The sequence below is a fragment of the Streptomyces bottropensis ATCC 25435 genome, assembly GCF_000383595.1.
GTDB classification, from domain to species: domain Bacteria; phylum Actinomycetota; class Actinomycetes; order Streptomycetales; family Streptomycetaceae; genus Streptomyces; species Streptomyces bottropensis.
Genome location: NZ_KB911581.1, coordinates 124,146 through 136,185 on the forward strand (window position 1 = coordinate 124,146; position 12,040 = coordinate 136,185).

The following is a 12,040-nucleotide window of genomic DNA, read 5'->3' on the forward strand; positions in this document are numbered from 1 at the left end:
ATCGTAGCCGACACGGGTGTGCCGCCCGCCTCCCGTTTTAGGGGATGAGAAGCGGGCGGCACGGTGGGACCGGGGGTGGGGCTACGGGCGCCAGGCGGCCAGGATGCCCTCGTAGACCTCGGCGTCCGTGAGTTCGCGTGGGGTCTCGCCCGCCAGGAAGTGGGACGTGGTGGTCGTCTTCAGCTTGCGGAGGTAGTCGAACGCCTTGTTCTCCGGGTCGCCGAACGCGACGAACGCGAAGTGGACGGCGGGGTGGTTCTCGGCCGCGTCCGCGAGGGCCTGGTTCGCCGGGGTCTTGGCGTCCGGGGCGCCGTCGGTCTGGAAGACGACGAGGGCGGGGATGCCGGGGGCCGCCTTCCGGTGCTGGGCGAGGACTTCCTCGACGGCCACGTGGTAGCTGGTACGGCCCATGCGGCCGAGGCCGGCGTGCAGGTCGTCGACCTTGTTCTCGTACGCGTCGAGGGTCAGCTCGCCGGTGCCGTCCAGCTCGGTGGAGAAGAAGACGACCGGGACGGCTGTCTTCTCGGGGTCGAGGTGGGCGGCGAGGGCGAGGGTCTGCTCGCCGAGGGCCTGGGCGGAGCCGTCCTTGTAGTAGCCGCGCATCGAGGCGGACCTGTCCAGCACGAGGTACACCTTGGCGCGGGCGTCCTTGAGGTCCTGCTTGGCGAGTACGGTCCCGGCGGCGTCGTAGGCGGTGCGCAGGCCGGCCGGCACGGGGGCGGCTCCGCCTGGGGTGGCCGCCGACCCGGCCTCGGCTTCGCCCTCGGCCACGCCCGTTCTCCCATCCGCACCACCCGTGCCGCTTTCGTCGTCGGCCGCGGGTGCCACCTGCGGGGCGACCTCGCCGTCGGCGACCGCGGGTTCGGGGGCGGGTTCGGGCTGGGGTGCGGCCTCGGTTTCGGCTTCCGGGTCGGGCGCGGCTGCGGGCTCGGACGCGGCTTCGGGCTCGGGCTCAGAGGCGGCGACCGGCTCCGGCGCTGTTTCGGGCTCGGGCACGGAGGCGGCTTCGGGCTCGGCGGCGGCGACCGGCTCCGGGGAGGCCTCGTCTTCCTTCGCGGCTTCCGGCTCGGGTGCGGCCTCGACGGTGGGCTCGGCCTCGGGCGTGGCCTCCGGCTCGGTGGCGGCTTCGGGCTCGGCAGAGGCTTCTGCCTGCGGCTCGGCTTCGACCACGGGCTCGGCCTCGGGTGCCGCCTCGGCCACGGGCGCGTCGGCGGGCTCGGCCGCGGGTTCCGCGACGATCGGCTCGGCTTCGGCGACCGGCTCCGGGGCGGCGGTCTCGGCCACCGCCTCCGGCTCGGTCTCCTTGGCGGCAGAGTGCTCGGAGTCGGCCTCGGCAGGAGCCTCGGGTGCCGTCTCGGCGGCGGGCTCGGCCTCGGCAACGACCTCAGCCGTCGGCTGAGGCTCGGCTTCGGCGACTGCCTCCGGCGCGGCTGCCGACTCGGGCTCGGCCTCGGCAACGGCCTCGGCTTGCACCTCGGCGGCGGGCTCGGCCTGAGCCGCCGACTTGGGCCCGGCCTCGGTCACCGCCTCCGGCTCGCCCGCCGACTCGGGCTCGGTCTGGGCCTCAGTCACGACCGCGGCCTCCGCGTCGGCGGCCGGGGCCTCGGACGCAGGCACGGCCTCCACCTCGTCCGGCGCAGCCGCTACCGCAGCCACAGGCTCGGCCTCGGTCACCGGCTCCGGCTCGGCATCCACCTCGCCGGCAGGCTTCACCACCGGCTCAGCGGCGGCTTCCGGCTCGGGTTCGGCGGCAGCCGTCACCCCGGGCTCGGGTTCGGCGGCAGCCGCCGCCTCCGGCTCGGCCTCGGCGGCCGGCGTCGGCTCGGTCTGCGGGGTCTTCGCCTCGGGAGTCGCCACCGTGTCCGCGGCCGGGGTCTTCGCCCCGGTCTCCGTGGACGCGTCCTTCGCCTCGGCCTCCGTGGTCGACGCGGGGGTCTCCTCGGCCTCGGCCTCGCTCTCGCCGCCCCGCGGCTTCGGCACCGTGACGTTGTCGAAGGCCGCGGAGACGAGGTCGTCGGCGACGGAGGTGGGCGGCGTAGGCGCCGCGGGCTCGGGCTCGGCAGCCTGGGCCGGAACCCTCGGCTCGGCCGGCGCGGAGCCGTCGGTCGACTCCGGCGGGGAAACCCGCTCCGCCTCCTGCGAAGAATCCGTGTCGCGCCCCTTGCGTGAGCGACTGAACGCATTCCGCAGAAGAGAGAGAATGCCCATGTGCGCAACCCTTCGGGTGAGTTGAAGCCGTCAATCCCTGGCCAGGACGGACACGTAAGGTTAGCGGCCGGACGTGGCGATCTTGGGGTGGGGCGGGGGGCTTTCTCTATCCCCGCCGCCCCGCGCTGTCAACACCGCCTGGGCCGCAGCAGGTTCACCCCTTGTTCACCTCGCGTCCCCGTGCTCGAACGCACGCCCCCCTAGCGTCGCGCTCACACCAAAAAGTACAAAGAGCACCGAGGAGCGCGCTGTGCGCAAGCTGCTGCCCATGATCGGCTCGCATCCCGGCGGCCGTTCCGCCCTGACCTGCCGGTTCCGCTGTGGGGACGCCTGCTTCCACGAGATACCGAACACCAGTGCCAACGCCTATGTGGGTGACGTCATCGCGAGCGCGCTGAGCCGCCGCTCGGTGATGCGAGCCGCCGCCGTCGTCTCCGTGGCCGGCGCGGCCGGTACGGCCGTCACGCTCGGCACCGCCGCGCCCGCCGCCGCGGCCACGACGGCGGAGTCCGCCGAGGCCGCCAGGACCGCGGCGGCCAGGGGCAAGAACAAGGCCGCCCGCGGTCTGAGGTTCACCGCCGTCGAGCCGAACACCGCCGACACCGTGACCGTCCCCGAGGGGTACGAGCAGAACGTCGTCATCCGCTGGGGTGAGCCCATCCTGCGCGGCGCCCCCGCCTTCGACCCCGAGAACCAGACGGCCAAGGCCCAGGCGGGGCAGTTCGGCTACAACAACGACTTCCTCGCGCTGCTCCCGCTCCAGGGCGAGCGCGACCGCAAGCTGCTCGTCGCGAACCACGAGTACACCGACGAGATCCTGATGTTCCGCGGCTACGACGCCGCCAACCCGACCCGTGACCAGGTCGAGGTCGCCTGGGCCGCCCACGGTCTGTCCGCCGTCGTCGTCGAGGAGAACCGGCGTACCGGCAAGCTCACCGCCGTGCCCCGCCACCAGCTGAACCGGCGGGTCACCGCCACCACCGAGTTCCGGCTGACCGGCCCCGCCGCCGGCTCCGACCTGCTCAAGACCTCCGCCGACCCGACCGGCCGCAAGGTCCTCGGCACCCTCAACAACTGCTCCGGCGGCACGACCCCCTGGGGCACCACGCTGCACGGCGAGGAGAACTTCAACCAGTACTTCGCCAACAGCAGCCGTCCGACCGACAAGCGGTACGGCGTCGGCACCGGTGCCACCGAGCGCAAGTGGGAGCGGTTCGACAAGCGGTTCGACGTCGCCCAGGAGCCGAACGAGGTGCACCGCTTCGGGTACGTCGTCGAGTTCGACCCCTACGACCCGTCCTCCACACCCCGCAAGCACACCGCGCTCGGGCGGTTCAAGCACGAGGCCGCCACCATCCGCCTGACCTCGGACGGGCGTCCGGTCGTCTACTCCGGTGACGACGAGCGCTTCGACTACTTCTACAAGTTCGTCGGCAGCAAGCGGATGAAGAAGGGGTCGAGCCGCTCCGTCCGCGAGCACAACCTCTCCCTGCTGGACGAGGGCACGCTCTACGTCGCCAGGCTCACCGGCGACTCCCCGGCCATCGAGATCGACGGCACGGGCAAGCTGCCGGCCGACGGCGAGTTCGACGGCGCCGGTGAGTGGATCCCGCTGGCCACCGCCACCGCCAAGGGCGCCGTCTCGCACGTCGACGGGATGACGGCCGACGAGGTCTTCGTCTTCACCCGGCTCGCGGGCGACAAGGTCGGCGCCACCAAGATGGACCGGCCCGAGGACATCGAGCCCAACCCGGTCACCGGCAAGGTCTACGTCGCCCTCACCAACAACTCCAACCGCGGTGTCGGCTCCAACGCCAAGGCGGACGAGGCCAACCCGCGCAACGCCAACAAGCACGGCCACGTCCTCGAACTCACCGAGCACCGCAACCAGCCCGAGAGCACGAAGTTCGGCTGGCTGCTGTTCCTCGTCGCGGGCGACCCCGAGGACCCGGCGACCTACTTCGCCGGTTTCCCGAAGGAGCACGTCAGCCCGATCTCCTGCCCGGACAACGTCGCCTTCGACCCGCACGGCAACCTGTGGATCTCCACGGACGGCTCGCAGCTCGGCTCGCACGACGGTCTGTTCGGTGTCGCCACGCGCGGCAAGCGGCGCGGTGAGCTGAAGCAGTTCCTGACGGTCCCGAGCGGCGCCGAGACCTGCGGCCCGATCATCCAGGACCGCCGCGTCCTGGTCGCCGTCCAGCACCCGGGCGAGCTGGACGGGGCCACCGTCGAGAAGCCGAGGAGCACCTGGCCCGACGGCCCGGGCACCTACGTCCGCCCGGCGGTCGTCGCGGTGTGGCGCGCGGACGGCAGCGACATCGGCGTCTGATCCCGTACGCACCCGTACGCACCCATGCGCATGCGGGCCGTCCTCCTGTCGGGGAGGACGGCCCGCACGTCTTTCGGTGCCGCGTGGTTCAGGGAGCCAGGCAGCTGACGCCCGGCAGGCCCGCCGGGTCCACGAGGGCGGCCGGGTCGGCGAGCACGGCCGGGTCGACCAGCTCCGTCACGCCGGCCGGGGTCTCGGTGACGCAGGTGACGGTGGCGACGGGGTCCGGGATCGCCTGGGCGGCGGGGGCCGCGGCTCCGGCGAGGGCGAGGGTTCCGAGCAGGACGGTCGCGGTGCGACGCATGAAAAATCCCCTTATAGGTAGGGCGGTTGAACCGGATTGATCATGTCTGCTTTTCGGCTGCGCATTCGCCCTCAGTCACCCGTGCGGGGATGACGTAACGATTCGGCGGCCTGCACCCGGTTGACCTGCTCAGAGGGGCGAGGTGATCGCCCGCGCCGCCGCCACCTCCTGGCGCAGCGGCTCCAGCACGCTCCCGGGCGGCCCGCTGAGGTCGGAGCGCACCTCGTAGAGGGTCTCCGTCCTGCGCAACCCGTCCGACAGCTCCCGCAACTGCAGCGCGACCTGGTCGACCTCGGCGGTGGACGGCGGCTGCGCGCCCTGCTTGATCCGGACCCGCGCGGCCGTCGTCGCGTCGACGATCCGTTCGGCCGCCACGACCAGCGGCCACCAGGCGGCCGCGCGCCGGCCGATGGGCGGCGGTTCGGTCAGGGCCCGCTGGAACTCCGTACGGATGGCGGACAGGTCCCGGTACAGACGGCGGCGCATCCGGGTCCGGTCGGCGGGGTCGGCCGGCTCCGTACCGAAGGCCGCCTCGACGTACGCGGCCGTGTCGGCGACGGCGTCCGCGAGGCGGGCGCCGACCCGGGCGTGCCAGCTCTCCGGCCAGAGCAGATAGCCCGCGACCAGCGCGATCGCACAGCCCATGAGGGAGTCGACCAGGCGCGGCACCAGCAGACCGGTGCCCTGGTGGTTGAGGACGTCGGACAGGAGCAGGATCACCGGGGTGATGGCGGCCGTCTGGTAGCCGTAGCCCCGGGGGGTGAACACCGGGATGAGCGGCGCGAGCAGCAGCATCACCGGCACGTCCCACCAGCCACGCGGCACCTCCGCGAGGATCCCGGCAGCGACCACCAGCCCCACGACCGTGCCGAGCGCGCGCAGCAGCGCCCGGGAGAACACCGACCCGAAGTCCGGCTTCAGGACGAACGTGATGGTCAGCGCCACCCAGTACGAGCGCGGTACGGGCACGAGCGACACCAGGGCCTGCGCGATGCCGATGCACAGGGCGAGCCGCAGGCCGTAGCGCCAGGAGGCGCCGGACAGGGCGACGTTGCGGGCGACCCGGGCGGCGCGCACGCCCAGCGGGGCGGGGCCCCCGGACCGGTCGCCGGCCTTCCGCAGGGCGTCCGGCGACTTCTCGGTGGCGACGTCGGCGGCGTGCCGCAGCGCCTGGTCGACGGCCCGCCCGATCTCGCTGCGGGGCTCCGGCAGCCGCAGCCCCAGTGGCCCCGAGTACCCCGTCTCGACGGCCTCCGCGAGATGCCGTACGGCCACCGGGATCTCGGCGGGCAGCGGGCGGCCGGACAGCCGTACCGCGGGGGCGGCCTCCACCAGCGGGGTGACGGCGTTCAACTGGGCCAGCAGCCGCACCAGCTCGGGGCTGCGGCCGTGGTGCCGGGCGCGGCGGGCGAGGACCAGGTCGTAGGACTGGTTGAGGGACTGGGTGACGATGTGCCGGGCCGCGTCGTAGGCGTCCGTGTGGCCGGCCGGGTCCTCGGCGGTGGTCGTGGCGAGCAGGTCGGCGACCTTGCGGTAGGTGTCCGCGACGGCGTCCCGTTCCGGTACGCCCGCCCTGAGCGGCCAGGCGAACAGGGCCAGGGCGAGGACGAGCAGGCCGCCGCCGGTCATCAGCACCGGCGCGAGCCACCACTGGCCCGGCATCGGCAGGCCCGCGCCCACCACCGAGTTGAGGAGCAGGAGCAGACCCGAGACGGAGGCCACGGCGCCGATCGACGAGATCATCCCGGAGACGAGCGCGGCCAGGGTGAGCGCCACGACGGTGACCCAGCCCTGCCCGTACACCAGCGAGCCGAGCGTGATGCCGACGGCGGCGAACAGCTGGGGGACCGCGATGTTGAGCAGCCGCATCCGGTACGCGGCGGCCGTGTCGCTGATGACGCCCGAGAGGGCGCCCATGGAGGCGAGCGCACCGTACTCGGGCCGGCCGGCGGCCAGGCCGAGTACGAGTGGCAGCGTCAGCGCGACCGCCGCGCGGGCGACGGCCGGCCGGTTGACCGGGGTCGGCTGCGGCTGGAGGTTCCGCACCAGCCAGTCGGGCGGAGCGAGGCCGATGGGGAACGGGCGGGACATGCGCCCATTATGACCGCGGGGTTTCGGGGATTCGGGGGAGCCTGTGTGCCCGTTGGTTCACGCGCGGCGGTGCAGGTCGAGGTCGACGGTGACGGCGTCGTGGTCGGTGCCCGCCAGCTCGACGAAGCGGACCTCGCGGGCGGAGAAGTCCTCGCGCGAGACGAGGACGTGGTCGATCTGGGCGCCGAACCTCGGGGTCGTGGCGGAGGGCCAGGTCGGTCTGCGGTCCTGTCCGGTCAGCCGGGCCGCGTCGCTCAGACCGGTGTCGAGGATGGCGCGGAAGGCCGCGTGGTCCTGGGAGGCGTTGAAGTCGCCGGCCAGGATGGTCGGCGTGCGGGTGTCCTTCGCCGCGTACGCCCGCAGCGCGTCGAGCTCCTGCCGCCAGGTGTCCAGCGCTCCCGGGAGCGGCGGCATGGGGTGCGCCAGCTGCAGCCGTACGGGCCGGCCCTCGATGTCGGCGACCGCGGCGGGCATGCCCATCGAGCCGGGGATCGGGTCGGCGGACTTCAGGGGGTAGCGGCTGAGGATGACGGAGCCGGTGGAGCCGTAGCCCTCGACGGATTGGCGGTGGGGGTAGAGCGGTTTCTTTCCGCTCAGGTCCCCGAGGGTGTCGCGGAGTCTGGCCGAGCAGGTGACCTCGCACTCCTCGACGAAGACGATGTCGGGGCGGTCGCGGTGCACGGCCCTGACGAGGGCGTCGGTGGCGTGGCCGAACTGCACGTTCGACGTCATCACGCGTACCTCGGCGAGCACCGGGCCGGTCGGCTCGGTCGCCTTTCCGTACGGCTCGATGTACCAGGCGAGTGTGCCGAGGACGACGACGCCCCAGGTCAGGCCGGTCCACCAGCGGGCGACGAGGGAGAGGAGGAGGGCGAGGGCGGTGGGGGCGAGGAGCCAGGGCAGGAACGCGAGGAGCTGGGGGACCGGGGTGAAGGCGTCCACGTCGGCCACGCGGGAGGCGGCGACGACGGTGACGCCGAGGAGGAGCAGGGCGGCGAGGACGGCCTTGGCGCGGTGCCGCTTGCGCGGGGGTGGGGGCGGGGTTGCCTCCGGTGCCGGGTCCGGCATCGGCTCCGGCCGCTCGATGGTCGCGCTCTCCACGGGCCGGTGCCTCTCGTTCTTGTTGCGGGGTCCTTTTAAGGACGGGTGGGGCGGGGAGAAGGTTGCGTGGTCGGGTGCGGTCCGGTGGGGCTTCTCGCGCAGTTCCCCGCACCCCTTGGAAAGACAGGGGGTGCGGGGAGAAGGTTGCGTGGTCGGGTGCGGTCCGGTGGGGCTTCTCGCGCAGTTCCCCGCGCCCCTTGGAGGTCAGGCCCTGCGGGCCTGACAGGGGTTCCTGCGGGCCCGCGGTCGGGTGCGGGTGGGGTCACATGCGGGAGTGGGACTCCGGGGACGTCGCCAGGGACCAGATCACGAACACCGCGGCGCCGATGCAGATGAGTGACCAGATCGGCGCGTAGGGCAGGAACATGAAGTACTCGATGGCGAACAGCGACGTCAGGGCGATCCCCGCCGCACGGGCCCAGCCACGGCCCTGCATGACGCCCCAGCCGGTGGCCAGGACGGCGAGTCCGAGCACCAGGTGGATCCAGCCCCACGCGGTGAGGCTGAACTCGAAGACGTAGTCACCGATGTTCGTGTAGACGTCGTCCGTGGCGATCCCCGCGATGCCGTTGAGGATGCTCATGACGCCGATGGCCATCATCAGGACACCGGCGAAGACCATCCCGCCGTGGGCCCACTCCGAGCGGGCGTCCCGGTGGTGCGCCGACGTCTCCTGCGACGTCGGGTTCGAACGCGGTGCGGTGCTGTGCTGGGCCATGAGGGCCTCCTCCGACGGATTGACAGCTCACCCGCATGCTCACGCGGCGGGGGTGGCGCCGCATGTGGTGTAGGCCGAACGGGTGAATCACGGCCCCGGGGGCCGCCCCCGGTCCAGCCGGGCGAGGAAGCCCTCCAGCGCCTCGTTGAACGCGTCCGGTCGCTCCAGGTTCGGCAGGTGGGCGGCACCCTCGACGACGTGGAGGGTGGAGTCGGGCAGGGCGGCGTGCATGGCCTCGGCGTCGGAGACGGGGGTGTACTCGTCGTCGGCGCCCACGACGACCAGGGCGGGCACGGCGACCCGGGTGAGCAGATCCCGGTAGTCGGGGCGCTCGGCGCGGCCGCGCAGGGCCGCCGCCGCGCCCACCGGGTCGGTGGCCGTCATCATGTGGCGCACCTGGGCCGCGACCTCCGCGTCCGCGTACGGCGCGACCATCTTGAACAGCACCTCGTCGGCGTACCCCGTCATGCCCTCGCGCAGCAGCCGGTCGGCCATGGCGTTCCGGTCGCGCCGGCCCTCGGGCGTCTCGGCGGCGGGGAAGGTGTCGGCGAGGAGGAGTCCACGGACGCGGTGCGGGTACTGGCGGTAGCACTCCATCGCGATCTGGCCGCCCATGGAGAGGCCTCCGAGGACGAACTCGGAGATCCCGAGGTCGTCGAGGAGGGCGGCGATGTCCGCGGCGAACGTGGACAGCGGGGTGACGCCCGGGACCACGGGGGAGGCGCCGTAGCCGCGCAGATCGGGGGCGACGACGCGGCGGGAGGCGGCGAACCCGGTGATCTGGGGGTGCCACATCGTGCGGTCGAAGGGGTGGCCGTGGATCAGGACGAGAGGGAGGGAGCGGGACGGGCCTGCTTCCCCTTTGTCCTCGTATGCGAGGAAGGCGGTCATGAACACGACCCTAGGGTCGCCCGACTGGTCGGTGCAATAAGATCTTTGCCCTCGGTGCAATGTGAAGAGGCCGGGAGGCGGACGAGCGGGAAGCGGGGAACGGTCGTGGCCGACTACCGGCGTATCGCCGATCGCATCGCGGACGACATCGCCGCCGGACGGCTGCGGCCCGGTGACCGGCTGCCGCCGCAGCGGGTGTTCGCGCGGCGGCGGGGCATCGCCGGATCGACCGCCGGGCGGGTGTACGCGGAGCTGGTGCGGCGCGGGCTGGTGGTGGGCGAGGTCGGACGCGGGACGTTCGTACGGTCGGCGCCGACCGGGCCGGCCGGGAGGGCGCTGGTGGAGCCGGCCGGCAGCGCTCCCGTGAACCTGGAGCTGAACTACCCCTCCGCGCCCGGCCAGTCGGAACTGCTGGCCGCCGGGATCGCGCCGCTGCTGCGCCCCGACGTGCTGACGGACGCGCTGCGCACGGCCCCGGCGACCGGGACGGCCGCCGCGCGCGAGGCCGCCGCCGGGCTGCTCGCCACGGCCGGCTGGCGCCCGGCCCCGGACCGCTTCCTCTTCACCGGCAACGCCCGCCAGGCCATCGCCGCCGCCCTCGCCCTCCTCGTACGGCCCGGGGGCCGTGTCGGCGTCGAGGCGCTCACGTATCCGCTGGTCAAGGAGATCGCCGGGCGGCTGGGGGTGACCCTGGTGCCGCTCGCGACGGACGGGGAGGGCGTGCGGCCGCAGGCCGTGGCCGCCGCGCATCGGTCGGCGCCGCTGTCGGCGGTGTACGCGCAGCCGACGCTCCACAATCCGACGTCCGTGACGGCGGGAGACGTGCGGCGGACTCAACTGGCGTGTGTGGTGCGGGAGTTGGACCTGCCGGTGATCGAGGACCGGATCTGGTCCTTCCTCGTGGACGGCGGCCTCGGCGCGGGGGCGCCGGTGCCGCCGCCGCTGGCCGCGTACGCGCCGGAGCGGGTGTTCGTCGTCGACGGGCTGTCCAAGCGGGTGGCGCCGGGGCTGACGGTCGGGTTCCTGGTGGTGCCGCAGGGGCGGGCCGAGGGGGCGGCGGAGGCCTTGCGCTCGGGGGGCTGGGCGGCGGGACGCTTCGCGCTGGAGGCGGCGGTGCGGTGGATCGCGGACGGCACCGTCGGACGGCTGGTCGCGGCGAAGCGGGCGGACGCGGCGGCGCGGCAGCGGCTGGTCGCCGAGCATCTCGCGGGGTTCGCCGTGCGCGGTGATCCGCGGGCCTACTACGCCTGGTGGGAGTTGCCGCAGCCGTGGCGCGCCGACACGTTCCGCGCGGCGGCGGCGCGGCGGGGGGTGGCGGTGACCCCCGGGCCCGCGTTCGCCGTCCCCCTGGTGGGAGCCGGCCGGCGGGCCGGGGAGGCGGTGCGGGCCACCCCCGCGGTTCCCGCGTCCGACTGCGTCAGGCTCGGACTCGCGTCGGTTTCTCCGCCGGAGCTGGCGGGGGCGCTGCGGACCCTCGCCGAAGTCGTACGAGGTACCCCGTGAGCCAGGCGGTCGCGGCCACGGTGGTGCCGAGGCCCAACAGGCCCCAGGTGACGCTGCGCAGGGTGGCGGTCAGGGCGTCGTAGACGGCGCCGGCGGCCGCGGGGGAGACGTCCGGGGGCAGGTCGGCCAGGGTGAGATGGCGGCCGAGGGCGACGGCGACGCCGAGCAGCGCCCCGCCGAGAGCCGTGCCGAGGCCCGTCGCGCAGACGGCCCGGCGGCGTTGTGTCGCGACGAGAATGCCCCCGGCGGCCAGCGCGAGCGCGCCGACCGGGAGCCAGAACGCGGCGATTTCGAGCACGCGATATCCCTTCCGAAGCTGAACCAGTTCCGTGGCCGACACCACCTCGACCTCGGTGTGCGCGACCGGGATGCGATGGGCGAACGGCACGTGGTCACGGACGAGTTGACGCTTGACGCGTTCGCCGATCGGCGCGAGGTCGAGCGTCACCGAGCGGGCCCCGGCGCCTGTGCCCCCGCCGTACGGGCCCTCCTCGCGCACCGCCGTCAGCACCGCGTCGTGCGCCGCCAGGTTCGCCAGGTGCCAGGCCGTGCGGAACGCCTCCGTCCGGGTGAAGGAGTGCGCCGCGTCGTACGTGAAGTCCCGTACCGGTCCCCGCAGTCGTGGCCCCACCCGCACCTCGCGCAGGATCCCGGTGGCGACCGCGTCCGCGAGCGCCTCCCGGACGGCGGGGTCGGCGGCCAGCGGTGCCATGACGGCCTCGTACCGGGTGCGGTCCGCGATCTCGTACGTCGCCCACGCCGCGAGCGCGCCCACCGGCGCGAGCAGGCAGGCGAGCACGGTCAGCGCGGCCGACAGGGTGCCGCGGGCACGGGGGGACACCCCTCCAGGCAAGACCCCCGCCCGGCACCGCGCGAGCGCTCCCGCCCGGGG

General features: G+C 73.8%; 9 protein-coding genes. 2 read left to right on the forward strand and 7 right to left on the reverse strand.

Annotation, left to right across the window (positions count from 1 at the left end; all coding sequences use genetic code 11):
* Positions 1 to 81: 81 nt before the first annotated feature.
* Positions 82 to 2,208 (reverse strand): VWA domain-containing protein, encoded by a 2,127-nt coding sequence (locus STRBO_RS0100575; protein ID WP_005483156.1) that lies wholly within the window; start codon positions 2,206 to 2,208, stop codon positions 82 to 84.
* Positions 2,209 to 2,458: 250 nt separating this feature from the next.
* Here STRBO_RS0100575 and STRBO_RS0100580 point away from each other — a divergent pair, with 250 nt between their 5' ends.
* On the forward strand, positions 2,459 to 4,540 hold the full coding sequence (locus STRBO_RS0100580) for a PhoX family protein (RefSeq protein ID WP_005483157.1): 2,082 nt from the start codon (positions 2,459 to 2,461) through the stop codon (positions 4,538 to 4,540).
* Positions 4,541 to 4,628: 88 nt separating this feature from the next.
* On the opposite strand, the gene STRBO_RS0100585 is transcribed toward STRBO_RS0100580, so the two are convergent.
* The 5 genes from STRBO_RS0100585 to STRBO_RS0100605 all read right to left on the reverse strand — a co-directional run bounded on the left by STRBO_RS0100585 (position 4,629) and on the right by STRBO_RS0100605 (position 9,645).
* The gene (locus tag STRBO_RS0100585) at positions 4,629 to 4,844 is read right to left on the reverse strand and encodes a hypothetical protein (RefSeq protein WP_005483158.1); all 216 of its coding nucleotides are present in this window, start codon (positions 4,842 to 4,844) and stop codon (positions 4,629 to 4,631) included.
* A 129-nt stretch (positions 4,845 to 4,973) separates the two neighbouring features.
* Positions 4,974 to 6,935 carry an FUSC family protein gene (locus tag STRBO_RS0100590; protein WP_005483159.1) on the reverse strand — a complete coding sequence of 654 codons (1,962 nt, stop codon included), beginning with the start codon at positions 6,933 to 6,935 and terminating at the stop codon, positions 4,974 to 4,976.
* Between the two features lie 57 nt (positions 6,936 to 6,992).
* Entirely contained in the window at positions 6,993 to 8,036 is a 1,044-nt protein-coding gene (locus STRBO_RS0100595; protein ID WP_005483160.1) for an endonuclease/exonuclease/phosphatase family protein, read from the reverse strand.
* 262 nt (positions 8,037 to 8,298) lie between these two features.
* Positions 8,299 to 8,754, reverse strand: a complete 456-nt coding sequence (locus STRBO_RS0100600; protein WP_005483161.1) for a DUF7144 family membrane protein — start codon at positions 8,752 to 8,754, stop codon at positions 8,299 to 8,301.
* Between the two features lie 87 nt (positions 8,755 to 8,841).
* Positions 8,842 to 9,645 carry an alpha/beta fold hydrolase gene (locus STRBO_RS0100605; protein ID WP_028796397.1) on the reverse strand — a complete coding sequence of 268 codons (804 nt, stop codon included), beginning with the start codon at positions 9,643 to 9,645 and terminating at the stop codon, positions 8,842 to 8,844.
* A gap of 105 nt (positions 9,646 to 9,750) precedes the next feature.
* Here STRBO_RS0100605 and STRBO_RS0100610 point away from each other — a divergent pair, with 105 nt between their 5' ends.
* Positions 9,751 to 11,148 carry an aminotransferase-like domain-containing protein gene (locus tag STRBO_RS0100610; protein WP_005483165.1) on the forward strand — a complete coding sequence of 466 codons (1,398 nt, stop codon included), beginning with the start codon at positions 9,751 to 9,753 and terminating at the stop codon, positions 11,146 to 11,148.
* Here the strand turns inward: STRBO_RS0100610 and STRBO_RS0100615 are convergent.
* A complete protein-coding gene (locus tag STRBO_RS0100615; protein WP_020113605.1) occupies positions 11,063 to 11,989 on the reverse strand; it encodes a hypothetical protein in 927 nt (308 codons plus the stop codon). The two genes, STRBO_RS0100610 and STRBO_RS0100615, sit on opposite strands and share 86 nt — an antisense overlap.
* Positions 11,990 to 12,040 lie beyond the last annotated feature (51 nt).